This window comes from Pseudomonas sp. ASL3, from assembly GCF_056680425.1.
Genome location: NZ_CM155281.1, coordinates 1020479 through 1036608 on the forward strand (window position 1 = coordinate 1020479; position 16130 = coordinate 1036608).

Annotated in this window: 15 protein-coding genes; 13 read left to right on the forward strand and 2 right to left on the reverse strand. The window is 61.4% G+C overall.

Going from position 1 to position 16130, the window contains the following annotated elements; all coding sequences use genetic code 11:
* Nucleotides 1-11: 11 nt before the first annotated feature.
* Nucleotides 12-500 carry a Bkd operon transcriptional regulator BkdR gene (gene bkdR / locus AC1MEE_RS04615; RefSeq protein ID WP_480414081.1) on the reverse strand — a complete coding sequence of 163 codons (489 nt, stop codon included), beginning with the start codon at nt 498-500 and terminating at the stop codon, nt 12-14.
* A gap of 169 nt (nt 501-669) precedes the next feature.
* Here bkdR and AC1MEE_RS04620 point away from each other — a divergent pair, with 169 nt between their 5' ends.
* The 5 genes from AC1MEE_RS04620 (at nt 670) to ggt (ending at nt 7612) form a co-directional block, all read left to right on the forward strand.
* A complete protein-coding gene (locus AC1MEE_RS04620) occupies nt 670-1902 on the forward strand; it encodes a thiamine pyrophosphate-dependent enzyme (protein ID WP_480414082.1) in 1233 nt (410 codons plus the stop codon).
* Between the two features lies 1 nt (nt 1903).
* Nucleotides 1904-2968 (forward strand): alpha-ketoacid dehydrogenase subunit beta, encoded by a 1065-nt coding sequence (locus AC1MEE_RS04625; RefSeq protein WP_480414084.1) that lies wholly within the window; start codon nt 1904-1906, stop codon nt 2966-2968.
* Nucleotides 2969-4252 (forward strand): dihydrolipoamide acetyltransferase family protein, encoded by a 1284-nt coding sequence (locus tag AC1MEE_RS04630; RefSeq protein ID WP_480414085.1) that lies wholly within the window; start codon nt 2969-2971, stop codon nt 4250-4252.
* A gap of 2 nt (nt 4253-4254) precedes the next feature.
* Nucleotides 4255-5640: a dihydrolipoyl dehydrogenase gene (lpdA, locus tag AC1MEE_RS04635; RefSeq protein ID WP_480414086.1), complete on the forward strand. Its 1386-nt coding sequence runs from the start codon at nt 4255-4257 to the stop codon at nt 5638-5640.
* Nucleotides 5641-6001: 361 nt separating this feature from the next.
* Complete coding sequence (ggt, locus tag AC1MEE_RS04640) at nt 6002-7612, forward strand: gamma-glutamyltransferase (RefSeq protein WP_480414087.1); 1611 nt, start codon at nt 6002-6004, stop codon at nt 7610-7612.
* A gap of 87 nt (nt 7613-7699) precedes the next feature.
* On the opposite strand, the gene AC1MEE_RS04645 is transcribed toward ggt, so the two are convergent.
* Entirely contained in the window at nt 7700-8572 is an 873-nt protein-coding gene (locus tag AC1MEE_RS04645; protein WP_480414089.1) for a LysR substrate-binding domain-containing protein, read from the reverse strand.
* A gap of 252 nt (nt 8573-8824) precedes the next feature.
* Here AC1MEE_RS04645 and AC1MEE_RS04650 point away from each other — a divergent pair, with 252 nt between their 5' ends.
* The 8 genes from AC1MEE_RS04650 to AC1MEE_RS04685 are packed head-to-tail and all read left to right on the forward strand — an operon-like array spanning nt 8825 to nt 16021.
* Entirely contained in the window at nt 8825-9667 is an 843-nt protein-coding gene (locus AC1MEE_RS04650) for a transporter substrate-binding domain-containing protein (protein ID WP_480414090.1), read from the forward strand.
* Between the two features lie 27 nt (nt 9668-9694).
* The gene (locus AC1MEE_RS04655) at nt 9695-10534 is read left to right on the forward strand and encodes a transporter substrate-binding domain-containing protein (protein ID WP_480414092.1); all 840 of its coding nucleotides are present in this window, start codon (nt 9695-9697) and stop codon (nt 10532-10534) included.
* A complete protein-coding gene (locus tag AC1MEE_RS04660; protein WP_480414094.1) occupies nt 10531-11955 on the forward strand; it encodes an FAD-binding oxidoreductase in 1425 nt (474 codons plus the stop codon). The genes AC1MEE_RS04655 and AC1MEE_RS04660 overlap by 4 nt, the downstream gene beginning before the upstream one ends.
* On the forward strand, nt 11952-13169 hold the full coding sequence (locus AC1MEE_RS04665) for an aminotransferase class I/II-fold pyridoxal phosphate-dependent enzyme (RefSeq protein ID WP_480414096.1): 1218 nt from the start codon (nt 11952-11954) through the stop codon (nt 13167-13169). The genes AC1MEE_RS04660 and AC1MEE_RS04665 overlap by 4 nt, the downstream gene beginning before the upstream one ends.
* Nucleotides 13166-13900: an amino acid ABC transporter permease gene (locus AC1MEE_RS04670; RefSeq protein WP_480414097.1), complete on the forward strand. Its 735-nt coding sequence runs from the start codon at nt 13166-13168 to the stop codon at nt 13898-13900. Before AC1MEE_RS04665 ends, AC1MEE_RS04670 begins: the two co-directional genes overlap by 4 nt.
* On the forward strand, nt 13890-14576 hold the full coding sequence (locus tag AC1MEE_RS04675) for an amino acid ABC transporter permease (protein WP_480414098.1): 687 nt from the start codon (nt 13890-13892) through the stop codon (nt 14574-14576). The genes AC1MEE_RS04670 and AC1MEE_RS04675 overlap by 11 nt, the downstream gene beginning before the upstream one ends.
* On the forward strand, nt 14563-15390 hold the full coding sequence (locus tag AC1MEE_RS04680; RefSeq protein WP_480414099.1) for an amino acid ABC transporter ATP-binding protein: 828 nt from the start codon (nt 14563-14565) through the stop codon (nt 15388-15390). The genes AC1MEE_RS04675 and AC1MEE_RS04680 overlap by 14 nt, the downstream gene beginning before the upstream one ends.
* Nucleotides 15391-15424: 34 nt before the next feature.
* Nucleotides 15425-16021 (forward strand): cysteine dioxygenase family protein, encoded by a 597-nt coding sequence (locus AC1MEE_RS04685; RefSeq protein WP_480414100.1) that lies wholly within the window; start codon nt 15425-15427, stop codon nt 16019-16021.
* Nucleotides 16022-16130 lie beyond the last annotated feature (109 nt).

Here is a 16130-nt window from a genome sequence, read left to right on the forward strand (position 1 = left end):
CGACACCTTCCCTATATCCCCAGACTCAAGCCATTCGCCGGCAACGGCAACGCCGTCTTGTAGCGCACCTGCTTCAGCGCAAAGCTGGAGCGGATGTTGGCCACGCCGGGCACCTTGGTCAAAAAATCCATCATGAACCGCTCCAGCGCCTGGATGGTCGGGACGAGCACGCGGATCAAGTAGTCCGGGTCGCCGGCCATCAAATAGCACTCCATCACCTCGGGGCGATCGGAGATGGCGTCTTCGAAAAGATGCAAGGCTTCCTCAACCTGTTTCTCGAGGCTGACGTGGATGAACACGTTGACGTGCAGCCCCAGCAATTCGGGGTCGAGCAAGGTGACCTGTTGCTTGATCAGCCCCAGTTCCTCCATGGCCTTGACCCGATTGAAGCAGGGGGTGGGGGAGAGATTGACGGAGCGTGCGAGGTCCGCGTTGGTAATGCGGGCATTCTCCTGAAGACTGTTGAGAATCCCTATGTCGGTACGATCCAGCTTTCGCATGAGGTAAATACGCCTGTTTATTGTGTTTATTCAGAATAATTGTCCTTAAATGGCTCGAAGCGCAATGAAGTTGAGAAAAATATTCTCTACGGTCAGGCCTATGATTTGTGTAGGACAAGATCCAACGCCCAACAAAACACATGACAAGATCGAGCGTAGAGAAAAGCCCATGAACGAATACGAACCCCTGCGCCTGCACGTTCCTGAACCTTCTGGCCGTCCAGGCTGTACCACCGATTTCTCCTACCTGCGTCTGACGGATGCGGGCCTGGTCCGCAAGCCGCCGATCGATGTCGAGCCGGCCGATACCGCTGACCTGGCCCGAGGGCTGATTCGTGTCCTCGATGATCAGGGCAGGGCGCTTGGCCCGTGGGCCGAAGGCGTTCCGCTGGAAATTCTGCGCAAAGGCATGCGTGCCATGCTCAAGACGCGGATCTTCGATAACCGCATGGTCGTCGCCCAGCGCCAGAAGAAAATGTCCTTCTATATGCAGAGCCTCGGCGAAGAGGCAATTGGCAGCGCTCAGGCCCTGGCCCTGAACATGACCGATATGTGCTTTCCGACCTATCGTCAGCAAAGCATCCTGATGGCCCGCGAAGTGCCGTTGGTGGATCTGATTTGCCAATTGCTGTCCAACGAACGCGACCCGCTCAAAGGGCGACAGCTGCCGATCATGTACTCGGTGCGTGATCACGGCTTCTTCACCATTTCCGGCAACCTCGCCACGCAGTTCGTCCAGGCCGTCGGCTGGGGCATGGCCTCGGCGATCAAGGGTGATACCAAGATCGCTTCTGCCTGGATCGGCGATGGCGCGACCGCCGAATCCGACTTCCACACCGCCCTCACGTTCGCCCACGTCTACCGCGCGCCGGTGATTCTCAACGTGGTCAACAACCAATGGGCGATTTCCACCTTCCAGGCGATTGCCGGTGGCGAAGCGACGACCTTTGCCGGTCGCGGCGTCGGTTGCGGCATTGCCTCTCTGCGCGTGGATGGCAACGATTTCATCGCGGTCTATGCGGCCTCCGCCTGGGCCGCTGAACGCGCCCGACGCAACCTTGGCCCGACGCTGATCGAGTGGGTGACCTACCGCGCCGGCCCGCACTCGACCTCCGATGACCCGTCCAAATACCGTCCGGCCGATGACTGGAGTCACTTCCCGTTGGGCGATCCGATCCTGCGCCTCAAACAGCACCTGATCAGCATCGGTCAATGGTCCGAAGAAGAACACGCCGCCACCAGCGCCGAACTCGAAGCGGAGATCATCGCTGCGCAGAAAGAAGCTGAGCAATACGGCACCCTCGCTGGCGGGCAAATGCCCAGCGCCGCGACCATCTTCGAAGACGTCTATAAAGAAATGCCGGAGCACTTACGTCGGCAGCGTCAGCAACTGGGGATCTGACATGAACGATCACAACAGCACTATCCAGTTGGACACGGAAACCGCCATGACCACCACCAACATGACCATGATCCAGGCCCTGCGCTCGGCCATGGATGTCATGCTAGAGCGCGATAACAACGTGGTCGTGTTCGGCCAGGACGTGGGTTATTTCGGTGGGGTTTTTCGTTGCACCGAAGGCCTGCAAGCCAAATACGGCACCTCACGGGTGTTCGACGCACCGATCTCCGAAAGCGGGATCGTCGGTGTAGCGGTGGGGATGGGCGCCTACGGGTTGCGGCCGGTGGCCGAGATCCAGTTCGCCGACTATTTCTACCCGGCTTCCGACCAGATCGTCTCGGAAGCGGCTCGCCTGCGCTATCGCTCGGCCGGGGAATTCATCGCTCCGATGACCCTGCGCATGCCTTGCGGTGGTGGTATCTATGGCGGCCAGACCCACAGCCAAAGCCCGGAAGCGATGTTCACTCAGGTCTGTGGTTTGCGCACGGTGATGCCTTCCAATCCTTATGACGCCAAGGGCTTGTTGATCGCCTCCATCGAGAATGATGACCCGGTGATTTTTCTCGAGCCCAAACGCCTGTATAACGGCCCGTTCGATGGGCATCACGACCGTCCGGTAACGCCATGGTCGAAACACCCGGCCAGCGCCGTGCCCGATGGTTACTACACCGTGCCGCTGGACGTGGCGGCGATTACTCGCCCTGGCAACGACGTCACGGTGCTGACCTATGGCACCACGGTGTATGTGTCGCAAGTGGCGGCGGAAGAGACCGGCGTCGACGCCGAAGTCATCGACCTGCGCAGCCTCTGGCCGCTGGACCTGGAAACCATCGTCAATTCGGTGAAGAAAACCCGTCGCTGCGTGGTGGTTCACGAAGCCACGCGCACGTGCGGCTTTGGCGCGGAGCTGGTGGCGCTGGTGCAAGAACACTGCTTCCACTATCTGGAATCGCCTATCGAGCGCGTCACGGGCTGGGATACGCCGTATCCCCATGCTCAAGAGTGGGCGTATTTCCCCGGTCCATCCCGAGTGGGTGCGGCTTTGAAACGGGTCATGGAGGTCTGAATGGGCACGCATGTCATTAAAATGCCGGACATTGGCGAAGGCATCGCGCAAGTCGAGTTGGTGGAGTGGTTCGTTAAAGTCGGCGATATGGTCGTCGAGGATCAGGTCGTCGCCGATGTGATGACCGACAAGGCCACAGTGGATATTCCTTCTCCTGTGGCCGGCAAGGTAATAGCCTTGGGTGGTCAGCCCGGTGAAGTCATGGCCGTGGGCAGTGAGCTGATCCGGATCGAAGTCGAAGGCGCCGGTAACCTCAAGGAAACCGCCACAACCGCTAAGGCTGAGCCCGCGCCGACGCCAGTGGTACAGCCCAAAGTCGAAGCCAGACCTGCGCTTGATATCAAGCCACACACGGCCCCGGCAGCCGGCGTGAAACGTTCCCTGGAAGCCCGTTCTACCCGTCAGACTGATGAGCGTCCGTTGGCCTCTCCGGCAGTGCGCAAGCGCGCTCTGGATGCCGGTATTCCGTTGCGTCTGGTGCAAGGCCATGGCCCGGCCGGGCAGATCCGCCATGAAGACCTGGACGCTTACCTCGAACACGGCAATGAGGCCAGTCCTGCCCCGGCCGCCGCTTACGCCGAACGCAACGACGAGCAGCAAATCCCGGTCATCGGCCTGCGCCGCAAAATCGCCCAACGCATGCAGGACGCCACGCGCCGCGCGGCGCACTTCAGTTATGTCGAAGAAGTGGACGTCACCGCGCTGGAAGAACTGCGTGTGCATCTCAATGAAAAATGGGGCGCCAGTCGCGGCAAGCTGACCTTGCTGCCGTTCCTCGTCCGGGCCATGGTCGTGGCCTTGCGCGACTTCCCGCAGATCAACGCCCGCTACGACGATGAAGCGCAAATCATCACCCGTCATGGCGCGGTGCATGTCGGGGTCGCCACACAAAGCGACAACGGACTGATGGTGCCGGTGGTACGTCACGCCGAAGCCCGCAGCCTGTGGGCCAACGCCGAGGAAATCGCGCGTCTGGCCAGCGCTGCACGCAGCGGCAAAGCCACTCGCGATGAGATGTCCGGCTCCACCATCACCCTGACCAGCCTCGGTGCATTGGGTGGGATCGTCAGCACCCCGGTACTCAACCTGCCAGAAGTGGCCATCGTCGGCGTCAACCGCATCGTCGAACGGCCGATGGTGATCAAAGGCCAGATCGTGATCCGGAAAATGATGAACCTCTCCAGTTCCTTCGACCATCGCGTGGTCGATGGCATGGACGCGGCGCAATTCATCCAGGCCATTCGCGGCTTGCTCGAACAACCCGCCACCCTGTTTGTGGAGTAATCATGCAACAGACTCTGAACACTACGTTGCTAATCATCGGCGGCGGTCCTGGCGGTTATGTGGCCGCGATTCGTGCCGGTCAACTGGGGATCCCGACCATTTTGGTGGAAGGCCAGGCACTGGGCGGCACCTGCCTGAATGTCGGTTGTATCCCGTCCAAGGCGCTGATCCACGTCGCTGAACAGTTCCACCAGACCACGGGTTTCAGTCAAACGTCGGCGCTGGGTATCAGCGTCCAGTCGGCCGCGCTGGACATCAAGCAAAGCGTGAACTGGAAGAACGGCATCGTCGACCGCCTGACCACCGGCGTCGCGGCCTTGCTGAAGAAAAACAATGTGCAGGTGATCCATGGCTGGGCGCGGGTCATCGATGGCAAGACTGTCGAAGTCAACGACCTGCGTATCCAGTGCGAGCACCTGTTGCTGGCCACGGGTTCGACCTCGGTCAACCTGCCGATGTTGCCCCTCGGCGGCCCGATCATTTCGTCCACCGAAGCGCTGACCCCTGACGCCATACCCAAGCACTTGATCGTGGTCGGTGCTGGCTACATCGGCCTGGAGCTGGGCATCGCTTATCGCAAGCTGGGCGCTGAAGTCAGTGTGGTCGAAGCCCGTGACCGGATCCTGCCGGCCTACGATCAGGAGCTGACTCAACCCATCGCCGAGACCCTGAAACACCTGGGGGTGAAGCTGTATTTGCAACACAGCGTCGAAGGTTTCGATGCCGATACCCAGACGCTGCAGGTGCGCAACCCGGACGGCGAGACGCTCGCACTGGCAACCGATCAGGTGCTGGTCGCGGTCGGCCGTCGCCCTAATAGTCAGGGTTGGAACCTCGAAACCCTGGCCTTGGACATGAACGGCGCGGCGGTCAAGATCGACAACCGCTGCCAGACCAGCATGCGCAATGTCTGGGCCATCGGTGACCTTGCGGGAGAGCCGATGCTCGCCCACCGCGCCATGGCTCAGGGTGAAATGGTCGCGGAACTGATCGCCGGCAAACACCGCGAGTTCGATCCCGTCGCCATTGCCGCCGTGTGCTTTACCGATCCGGAGCTGGTGGTGGTCGGCAAAACACCTCAGGAGGCTGAAGAAGGCGGACTGGATTGCCTGGTCGCCAACTTTCCGTTCGCGGCCAATGGTCGGGCGATGACCCTGGAGTCGAAAAGCGGCTTCGTACGTGTGGTCGCACGGCGGGACAACCACTTGATTGTCGGCTGGCAAGCCGTGGGTGTTGGTGTCTCGGAACTGTCCACTGCCTTTGCGCAATCCCTGGAAATGGGCGCTCGACTGGAAGACATCGCCGGCACCATTCACGCTCATCCGACACTGGGCGAAGCGGTCCAGGAAGCGGCTTTGCGTGCGCTGGGGCATGCATTGCACCTCTGATAGACCGCATCAAGCTATTCGCAGGCAAGCCTGCTCCCACAGGAAATCCCCTGTGGGAGATTCTATGTTCTCAGGCAATACGCCGAACCCATGTAGGAGCTGCCGAAGGCTGCGATAAGGCCGGAACGGCCTTCAAAAATATCTGCATCTACGACCGGTTCCCGGTCGATCGCAGCCTTCGGCAGCTCCTACAAGGATTTGTGCCCGGCATGAATCTGTGGGAGCAGGCTTGCCTGCGAAAAAATCTCACGGACAACTTGTTTAACTGCCCCGTTCGCTACCTCAATCAGATCGGAGTCTCAGTCGAGTCCTTTGACCGCCTCAGAATCCTGTGCTGATTGAATTTGAATGAGCTTATGCCATGTTGAAATTTTCCGCTCACGAGTATCCCTATCCGTCACAGCGCCAAACCGTGTTTGCCCGGCGCGGGATGGTCGCCGCTTCTCAACCCCTGGCCGCGCAAGCCGGGATCGAAATGCTGCAAAAGGGGGGGAATGCCATCGATGCGGCCATCGCCACGGCGGCGGCGCTGACGGTGGTCGAGCCGACCGGTTGCGGCATTGGCGGCGATGCGTTCGCCCTGGTCTGGACCCAGGGCAGCCTGCATGGGCTCAACGCCAGCGGCCACGCGCCGCAGGCGCTGACCATCGACGCGGTCAAGGCGGCCGGTCATCCGCAGATGCCGCTGTATGGCTGGACGCCGGTCACCGTGCCTGGCATCCCGTCCGCCTGGGCCGAGCTGTCCCGGCGCTTCGGTCGCTTGCCCTTCGCCGATCTGCTGCAACCGGCCATCAGCCTGGCGCGCGACGGCTTTCCAGTGTCACCGGTGGTTGCCCATCAATGGCAGGCCGCGCTGGCCGAATTCGGTCCGCATCGGGACGCGGTGCTGGAGGCCTGGTTTGAAACGTACCTGATCGACGGCCGGGCGCCACAGGCCGGCGAATTGTTTCGCAATCCCGCGCAAGCCGAGACCCTGGCCGAACTGGCGGCCACCGGTTGTGAGAGTTTCTATCGCGGCGCCCTGGCCAAGCGTCTGGCCGATCATTCGCAGGCGACCGGTGGCTACTTGAGCGCCAGCGACTTGCAGGGTTACCGCGCGCAATGGGTCGACCCGATCAGCATCAATTACCGTGGTTATGACGTCTGGGAAATTCCACCCAGTGGTCAAGGGCTGGTGGCGCTGATGACCTTGAAGATTCTCGAAGGCTTCGACTTCGATCATCGCGACAGCCAGCAAACCTGGCACCGACAACTGGAGGCGATGAAGCTGGCGTACAGCGACGGTCGGCACTACATCACCGATCCGCGGCACATGCGGGTAGCGGTGGCTGATCTGCTCAGTGATGAGTACGCCAGCCGACGCCGTGCAGAAATCGGTGAGCGGGCCATGGCGCCGAAGCCGGGCGACCCCCACGCCAGTGACACGGTGTACCTGGCCGCAGCCGATGCCGAAGGCAATATGGTCTCGTTCATTCAGAGCAACTACCACGGCTTCGGCTCTGGCGTGGTCCTGCCCGACAGCGGTATCGCCCTGCAAAACCGGGGTCAGGAGTTCAGCCTCGATCCGGCGCATGCCAACAGCCTGGCGCCGGGTAAAAAAACCTTTCACACCATCATCCCCGGCTTCCTCAGCAAAGACGGCGTGCCCATGGGGCCGTTCGGGGTCATGGGCGGTTACATGCAGCCGCAAGGTCATGTGCAGATGGTGATGAACCTGATCGACTTCGGCCTCAACCCGCAAGCCGCACTGGATGCGCCGCGCTGGCAGTGGCTGGGGGAGATGAAAGTCGGGATCGAGCAGAGCGCTTCACGGGACCTGGCGGCCGCTTTGGCGCGACGCGGGCACCAGGTTGAAATCGCCTGTGACCTGACCCATTACGGTCGCGGCCAGATCATCCTGCGTGATCCGCAAACCGGGGTATTGTGCGGCGGCACCGAACCGAGGGCAGATTCAAGTATTGCGGTGTGGTGAGGCAGGCAGACCGCGTCAAGCTATTCGCAGGCTTGCCTGCGAAGAGGCCGGTCTGATCTCAGGATTTTTTTGAGACTGCCCATTGCCTCAAAACCCGCCCCGAAGCCCCTGACTTCCCCGAATCAATTCGTAAGCCTTGCGCGCCAGCGGGTTGACCGTGTTTGGCCGAATCCACAGGAAATAGGTCACGTCCGGCAAGCGCGGCAGGCCGTCGCTTTCGCCGAGTACGCGCATGTCCGGGCCGAGCATTTCCATGCTGCGCGGGGTGACACCCAGACCTGCGCGGGTCGCGGCCTTGATGCCGATCAGGTTGGACGCCAGGTACGCCTGACGCCAGGGAATCTGCGCGCGCTCCAGGGCCTCCAGCGCATAGCGTCGATAAATACTCGGCTCATCCACCAGAATCAACGGCAGCGGTTCGCCGGGCACATGGATGTACTGCGCTGAACAGATCCACCACACCGGCGAGGTGCGCAGGGCGAAGCCTTCAAGGTTCGGGTCTTCGCGGGTGGAAATCACCATGTCCACCTTGCCACGGTGCAGGTCCTCCATCAGGAACGGGCTGCGGCCGACGTCGATCTCCAGACGCAAACGCGGCGCCGAGCGGGCGATGTGGCTGAGGATCGGCGGCAGGATGGTGTCGGCGATGTCGTGCGGTGAGCCGATACGCAGCACGCCGCTGAGACTGTTTTCACGCAGGGAACTCAAGGCCTCGTCGTTGAGTGAAAGCATCTGTCGCGCATGCCGCAACAACTGCATCCCCGGCTCGGTGAGGTGCTTTTGCCGGCCTTGCTTGCGGAACAAGGTGACGCCGACCTGTTGCTCCAGACGTTGCATATGTTGCGTCACCGAGGACTGGGTGCGTGCCAGATGCACGCCGGCTTCGGCGAAGCTGTGGTGATCGACCACTGCGATAAAGGTCCGCAGCAATTCAAGATCGAGGGTGGCAAGGTCGGACATGATGGCTCGATGAGGCTGAATTCATATCAGGGGAACGTGCTAATACATTACGTATTTTTATGTATTCGTGGCATCGAATTTTGATCGATACGCTACAAGCCCCGTAAACAGCCTATATAACCTTTTCAAAAGAACGGCTCATCCAGAAAGTTATAACAATATTAGATATTTGCATTTCCGTTACGGGACGGCTGTACCTAGCATGCGCCCTCATCAGGTCGGGAAACGCCGATCATCACTGAGGGGAAATCCATGCCGTTCAAGCGCTCGCCCGTTACCCGATGGTTGCCCGTCATGCTGGGAACTGCGTTGACCTTTGCCGGTATGAGCGCGGCGCAGGCCGATGCGACCCTGGACAAGATCCAGCAGCGTCATCGGTTGGTGGTCGGCGTGGTGTTGTCCGGTGGACCGTTCGGTTCGATTGATCCCACCACTCAGGTGCCGCGTGGATTGAACGTCGATCTGGCCAATGACCTGGGCCGCCAACTGGGCGCCGAGGTTGAGTTGGTGCCGGTGCTGCCAGCCAACCGCGTGCAATTCTTGCAGCAGGGCAAGGTCGATCTGCTGATTGCCAACATGGAATGGAACAGCGAGCGCGACCAGATCCTCGGGCATGTACCGACGCCGTTTTATCGGGTCGGCGGCACCGCAGCGGTTCTCAAAGACAGCACCATCACCCGCTGGGAAGAGCTCAAGGGCCAACCGGTGTGCACCTCCCAGGGCAGCAGCTACGTGAAACCGCTGACCGAGTTCGGCGCCGAAATCAAAGCGTTCAAAAGCTCGTCCGAGTCGCTGCTGGCGTTGCGTGGCAATAACTGTGTCGCCGCCGTGCACGACGCCACGTTGATCAATCCATTGCTGGCCGACAGTACCGAATGGCAGAACTACCGCGCGTTGACCCCGGAACTGAACCCGGCGCCCTCGGTGATCTGGACCCGTCGCGGCGAGACCGACACCCAGGCGCGGCTCGACCCGATCGTCAAAGACTGGCACCGCAGCGGCTGGCTGATCGAGGCCGAGCAGCGCAACCACATCACCCCGGCGTCGCCCGCGCTGGTGGAGTTGCGCAAGCAGTTCCAAAGCACCGGCGCCTGATTTTCTCTTTCTTCAAGGCTCTCGTTTATGAACACGATTTTTTCGGGCAAAACCCTGCTGGCGTTGCTGTTGAGCCTGTGTGCCGGACTGGCCCAGGCCGACGCCACGCTGGACAAAATCCAGCAACGACACAAAATCAGCGTCGGCGTGATCCTCAGCGGTCCGCCGTTCGGCACCATCGACCCCAAGACCCGCGAGCACCTGGGCTACAACGTCGAGCTGGCGAAAGGCATCGCACAACGCTTGGGCGTGGAGGTGGAAACCGTGTCGGTGCTGGCGCCCAATCGCGTGCAGTTTTTGCAGCAGGGCAAGGTCGACATCCTGATCGCCAACATGCAGTTCACCGAAGAGCGCAGCCAGATCCTCGATTACGTGCCCACGCCTTATGAAGAAGTCGGTGGCGCGGCATTGATTCGTAAAGGCGCCGGCATCACTCGCTGGGAAGACCTGAAAGGCAAGCCGGTGTGCGTGTCCCAGGGCAGCAACTTCATCAAGCCGTTGCAGGAAACCTACGGCGCGGAAATCAAGGCTTTCAAGAGCCAGTCGGAATCGTTGTTGTCGCTGCGGGGCAATGGCTGCGTCGCGGCGGTGCATGTCAGTCCGACCATGCACACACTGCTAGGCGATGCAGAATGGGGCGATTACGAAATCCCCTTGGCCGACGACCTGATTCCTTCGGACTCGGTGATCTGGATACGCAAGGGCGAGCACGACACTCAGGCGAAACTGGACGCGATCATTCGCGACTGGCATCGCAGTGGCTGGCTGATCGACCTCGGCGAGCGTACCGGCATGGCACCGTCGCCAGCGCTGCATCAGTTGCATGAAAAATACCGCGATGCCGCACCGCTGGAAGCGACCCGATGAGTGCGCATCTGTTTGCAGCGTTGCAGCAATTGCTCGGCGTCAGCCATGTGCAGACCTCCGAGGACGCGTCGGCGTACCTGACTGACAAACAGGGTCGTTATGTCGGCGCAGTGATCGCCGCCGTGCATCCCGCTAACACCGAAGAAGTCGCCGCCGTGGTTCGCCTGTGTGCGCAGCACGACGCGCCGATGGTGGTGCAGGGCGGCAACACCGGGCTGATGGGTGCCGCGACCCCGGACGCAAGCGGCACCGCTGTCTTGCTCTTGCTTGATCGCTTAAACACCGTGCGTGAAATCGATACCGATAACGACACCCTGACCGTCGAAGCCGGCTGCATTCTGCAAACCGTCCAGGACGTGGCGCGCAACGCCGGACGATTGTTTCCCCTGAGCCTCGGAGCCGAGGGCAGTTGCACGATTGGCGGCAACCTGGGTACCAACGCTGGCGGCACTGCCGTGTTGCGTTACGGCAATACTCGGGAGTTGACGCTGGGGCTGGAAGTGGTCACCGCTCAAGGCGAAATCTGGAATGGCTTGCGCGGTTTACGCAAGGACAATACCGGTTACGACCTACGCGATCTGTTCATCGGCAGCGAAGGTACGCTGGGCATCATCACTGCCGCGACCTTGAAACTGTTTCCCTTGCCGAAGGCGCAATGCACGGCGTTGCTGGCCTTTGATTCGCTGGCACAGGCGGTGGCATTCCTGTCCCATGCCCGCGCCGGATTCGGTGCCAGCCTGACCGCCTTCGAATTGCTCACTGCTGATTGCCTGGCATTGTTGCGCGAGCAGTTTTCAGAGGGGCCGCAGCCCTTTATTCGGGCGACCCAGCCGTGGTTCGCGCTGCTGGAGCTGTCCGATGGCCACAGCGAAAGTCATGCCCGGCAGGCGTTCGAAGAGGTGCTCGGTGCAGCCTTCGAAGCCGAGCTACTGGCCGATGCCTTGATCGCCGAAAGCCTGGCCCAGAGCGAAGCGCTGTGGCAGTTGCGCGAGAACATGAGCGAAGCGCAGAAGCGCGCCGGGCGCAACATGAAGCACGATATCTCGGTGCCGATCTCGCGGGTGGCGGAATTCGTCGAGCGCACCGATGGGCTGTTGCAGGCGCATTTCCCCGGCGTGCGGCATTACACCTTCGGTCATCTGGGCGACGGCAATCTGCATTACAACGTTGCTCATCCGCTGGATAAGACGGTCGACGAGCACATGGCCAACTACGAGGCTTTGAGCCTATTGGTGCACGACAGCGCCCATGCCCACGGCGGCTCCATCAGCGCCGAACACGGCATCGGCCAACGCAAGCTGGACCTGCTGCCGCGCTACAAAAGCGCGGTGGAGCTGGACCTGATGCAGCGCATCAAGCACGCGCTCGATCCGCGTGGTCTGCTGAATCCGGGCAAAGTACTGAAGGGAACTGTGCAATGACCATTCGCTTATCCAAACGTGTACAGCGCGTGTCGCTGTCGGCCAACGCGGCCGCCAAGTCACAGGCCACCGCTTTGCGGGATGCCGGTCGGGACATTCTCGACCTGACCACCGGCGAGCCGGATTTCGACACCCCGGACCACATCAAACAAGCCGCGTACGCCGCCATCGCCGCCGGCGCGACCAAATACACCCCGACCCCTGGCGTGCGAGCCTTGCGTGAGGCGGTGCAGCGCAAGCTCAAGCGCGAGAACCGTCTGGATTACCCGTTGGCCTCCGTGGTGATCGCCAACGGCGCGAAACAAATCATCTTCAACGCCTTCGCCGCGACCCTTGATGACGGCGATGAGGTGCTGGTGCCGGTACCATTCTGGCCGTCCTTTCCCGACAGCGTGCGCTTCAACGGTGGAGAACCGGTGTTCATCGAATGCGGCCTGGAGCAGGGCTGCAAACTGACCCCGGCGCAGCTTGAACAGTCCATTGGCGAGCGCACTCGCTGGCTGATTCTCAATGGCCCCGGCAACCCCAGCGGCGCGGTGTACAGCGAGGCTGAGCTGGCCGCGTTGGCCGAGGTGTTGCGCCGTCATCCCCAGGTGCTGATCCTGCTGGATGAGCTGTACGAACACATCCGCTTCGATGATCGACCGGCACTCAGCCTGCTCAACGTCGCGCCGGACCTGCGATCGCGTTGCCTGTTGGTGGGCGGGGTGTCGAAGACCTATGCCATGACCGGTTGGCGCATCGGTTTCGCTGCCGGGCCGGAAGTCTTGACCACTGCGATGACAGTGGTGCAGTCGCAATCCACCTCGGGTGCGTCATCGGTGGGGCAAGCGGCGGCGCTTGCCGCGTTCGACGGTGGGCTGGCGTTTCTGCCGCCGCAGGTCGCTGCTTACCATGAGCGGCGTGATCTGCTAGTCACGGCACTGAGCGCAGTGGAGGGTCTTGAGGTGCTGCAACCTGAGGGCGGTTTCTTTGTGTTCGTGCGCTGCGCCGGGTTGCTCGGCCGTTATCGCGAAGATGGCCAGCGCCTGGACAGCGACGCCGACGTGGTCGCGTATTTGCTGGAGGAGGGCGTGGCCGGTGTTGCGGGTAGCGCCTATGGTTTGTCGCCGTGGTTTCGCCTGTCGATAGCCACCGCCACGTCCAGTGTCAGCGAGGCGGGCCGGCGCATCGCCCATGCCTGTGCGCGCCTGCGGGTCGAGGCGCCGCAATGAGTGAGTGGTTGGCGCTGTTTGTCCACTGGACGGCCGGGTTCGGTTTGAACTACGGCTTTCTGCTGGATGCCTATCAGCGCGGTTCATTGGTGGATGGTGCGCTGACCAGCCTCTTGCTGTGCCTGTTTACCCTCGTCGGCAGCCTGCTGGCCGGGGTGGCCCTGGCGGCGATGCTGACCTCCGGCAAGCCATATCTGGCCAAGCCTGCGCGGGTCTTCGTCGAAGTCACGCGTAATACGCCAACGCTGGTGCAGCTGTATTGCGCATTTCTGGTGCTCAACATGCTATTGACCCAGGCGGTCGGCGCGGCCAATCCGCTGACGCCGTTTGCCTGGGTGGTGATCGTGATTTCCCTGCACAAGGGCGCGTTCCATGCCGAGGCCCTGCGCGCCGGGATCGAAGCGGTGCCGGCGGTGACGCTGGAGGCTGCCGCGTCGCTGGCCTTCAGCAGCCGCCAGTTGTTGTGGAACGTGCAACTGCCGCTGGCCCTGCGTTTCGCCTTGCCGTCCCTGATCAACAACCTGATCGATCTGGTGAAAATGACCGCCGTCGCCTCTGCCATTGCAGTCGGCGATATCACCTACGCCGCGATCATGATCTGGACCCAGGGCGATAACGTGCTGGAATTGATGATCCTGATTCTGGCGTTTTTTGGCGTACTGAGCTTCGTCGTCAACTGTGTGGGGCGCGCCCTTGAAGCGCGCCTGAGGATGCCCGGCTATGGCCATTGAATCATCCGTCGCCGCGCTGCTGGAGTGGTCGCCTGCGCTGGCCGTGGGTTTTGCCCAGAACATCCTGATCAGTCTGTTGGCGATTGCCATCGGTTCGCTGCTGGGGTTGCTGGTCGGCGCGCTGGGCTTGTCACCCCTGCGGCTGACGCGCTTGCCGGCACGGATCTGGGTCCAGGTGTTTCGCAACGCGCCGTGGCTGGTGCTGATCTACTTCACCACCTACGTGTTCCCGTTCGAAATTCATCTGGGCACTGCGTATCTGCCGTTTCCTGACTGGCTGAAAGTGACGATTGGCCTGGCCTTGCCGGCAAGCGCCAATGTCGCGGAAATCTTTCGTGGCGCCATCGCCTCGATCCCCGGCACTCAGTGGGAAGCGGCGCGCTCGTTGGCCTTCACCCGTGGACAGATTTTTCGTTCGATCATCCTGCCGCAGTGCTTCAAACGCATGTTGCCGCCGTGGATGAACCTGTACGCGGTAATCACCATGGGCACCGCGCTGGTCTCGCTGGTGGGCGTGCATGACCTGCTCGACACCGCGCAAATCGCCAGCAACACGGTCAACCGCACCGCCTTCACCGTGCTGATCTACTTCAGCGTGCTGGCGCTGTTCTTCGCCTGGTGCTACCCGATTTCCCGACTGACCCAACGCCTGGAGCGACGTTATGCCTTCTATTGAAACGCCTCTGGTCAGCCTGCGGGACGTGCATTTGTCGTTCGCCAGCAATCAGGTGCTCAAGGGCATCGATCTGGACGTGCAGCGTGGGCAGGCGGTGTCGATCATCGGCCCCTCCGGTTCCGGCAAGTCGACCATTCTGCGCTGCATCACCGGCCTGCTGCAGCCACAGCGCGGGACGCTTCGGGTCGGCAGCACTGAGGTGCATAAACTGGCGCGCGAAGCCGAGCGCATCGAACTGCGCAAGCGGGTGGGCTTTGTCTTTCAGCAGTACAACCTGTTTCCGCACCTGTCGGTGCTGGAAAACCTGGTGATCGCCCCGCGCAAAGTGCTGGGCCGTGATCGTGCCGACGCGGAAAAAGAAGCACGGGCGTTGCTGGCCAAAGTGCGCATGGAGCACAAGGCCGATGCCTATCCCGGCCAGTTGTCCGGGGGCCAGCAACAACGGGTGGCCATCGCTCGGGCGCTGGCGATGCGCCCGGAGCTGATTCTGTTCGATGAAGTCACCTCGGCGTTGGACCCGGAAACCGTCGGCGAAGTACTGACGGTGATTCGTGAGCTGACCGAAGAGGGCATGACCTGCGTGCTGGTGACCCACGAAATGCGTTTCGCCGAGGAAATCAGCGATGTCGTGTACTTCACCGAAAACGGCCTGATCGTCGAGCACGGCAGCGCCGAGCAGATCTTCCAGCACCCGACCAGCGAGCGCACCCATGAATTTCTACGCCATGCCCTGGGCGATGCCGGGCGCCGTCCTTCCATGCCACCCGATCCGTATCTGTTGAGCAACATCAGCCGCTACAGTTTGTCCGTCTGAACCTGTCTGTAATAGACCCTGAAGGAGCAACCCCATGAGTACCGCTAACCGTGCCGATGTGATTGAGGACTTCCTCAAGCAAATTCGTCTGATCAACCAACGTGGCGTCGATCGCGCTGCACTGGTGGAAATCGTGGCCTTGCTTGAGGGCCTGGCCGAGCGTCGCGATCTGTTCAATTTCGACGCCTTTCCAGCGCCGGTTCCGGGGCAGGGCAGCACCGCGTTCCGCTATCGCCTCAACGACGACGGCGACACGCCGACGCTGTACCTGAACTCGCTGTTGCCGGGCAAGAACACCATCGCCCACAACCACGAAACCTGGGCGGTGATCAGCGCCGTGGAAGGCCAGGAAATCAACTACGTGTATGGCCGCAGTGATGACGGCAGCGACCCGCAGATCGCCCGCCTGCAATTGGAGAAGGAAGTCATCGTGCAGCCCGGCACCTCGATCTCGTTCCTTGGCGACGACCTGCACGGCATTCGTGTCGATGGCGAGCAACCGACATTGCACTTCCACTTGTACGGCTTGCCGCTGGAGTCGCTCAACGGCCGTTATGGGGTCGAGGCCGATGGTCGCATCCTCAACTACAACGCCTCGCAAATGGTGCCGTCGATTCAGGCTTACGCATGATTGACCCGTAGAGATTACCTGTAGGAGCTGCCGAAGGCTGCGATCGACCGGGAACCGGTCGCTTCCTTGAGATCGCTGAAGGTCGTACCGACCTTATCGCAGCCTTCGG

What these genes read in the sequence shown, in the direction of transcription:
- AC1MEE_RS04655 (WP_480414092.1), top strand. Translation starts at nt 9,695, where the DNA reads ATGAACACGATTTTTTCGGGCAAAACCCTGCTGGCGTTGCTGTTGAGC.
- AC1MEE_RS04670 (WP_480414097.1), top strand. Translation starts at nt 13,166, where the DNA reads ATGAGTGAGTGGTTGGCGCTGTTTGTCCACTGGACGGCCGGGTTCGGT.
- AC1MEE_RS04625 (WP_480414084.1), top strand. Translation starts at nt 1,904, where the DNA reads ATGAACGATCACAACAGCACTATCCAGTTGGACACGGAAACCGCCATG.
- lpdA (WP_480414086.1), top strand. Translation starts at nt 4,255, where the DNA reads ATGCAACAGACTCTGAACACTACGTTGCTAATCATCGGCGGCGGTCCT.
- AC1MEE_RS04620 (WP_480414082.1), top strand. Translation starts at nt 670, where the DNA reads ATGAACGAATACGAACCCCTGCGCCTGCACGTTCCTGAACCTTCTGGC.
- AC1MEE_RS04645 (WP_480414089.1), bottom strand. Translation starts at nt 8,572, where the DNA reads ATGTCCGACCTTGCCACCCTCGATCTTGAATTGCTGCGGACCTTTATC.
- ggt (WP_480414087.1), top strand. Translation starts at nt 6,002, where the DNA reads ATGTTGAAATTTTCCGCTCACGAGTATCCCTATCCGTCACAGCGCCAA.
- AC1MEE_RS04680 (WP_480414099.1), top strand. Translation starts at nt 14,563, where the DNA reads ATGCCTTCTATTGAAACGCCTCTGGTCAGCCTGCGGGACGTGCATTTG.
- AC1MEE_RS04675 (WP_480414098.1), top strand. Translation starts at nt 13,890, where the DNA reads ATGGCCATTGAATCATCCGTCGCCGCGCTGCTGGAGTGGTCGCCTGCG.
- AC1MEE_RS04630 (WP_480414085.1), top strand. Translation starts at nt 2,969, where the DNA reads ATGGGCACGCATGTCATTAAAATGCCGGACATTGGCGAAGGCATCGCG.
- AC1MEE_RS04650 (WP_480414090.1), top strand. Translation starts at nt 8,825, where the DNA reads ATGCCGTTCAAGCGCTCGCCCGTTACCCGATGGTTGCCCGTCATGCTG.
- bkdR (WP_480414081.1), bottom strand. Translation starts at nt 500, where the DNA reads ATGCGAAAGCTGGATCGTACCGACATAGGGATTCTCAACAGTCTTCAG.
- AC1MEE_RS04660 (WP_480414094.1), top strand. Translation starts at nt 10,531, where the DNA reads ATGAGTGCGCATCTGTTTGCAGCGTTGCAGCAATTGCTCGGCGTCAGC.
- AC1MEE_RS04685 (WP_480414100.1), top strand. Translation starts at nt 15,425, where the DNA reads ATGAGTACCGCTAACCGTGCCGATGTGATTGAGGACTTCCTCAAGCAA.
- AC1MEE_RS04665 (WP_480414096.1), top strand. Translation starts at nt 11,952, where the DNA reads ATGACCATTCGCTTATCCAAACGTGTACAGCGCGTGTCGCTGTCGGCC.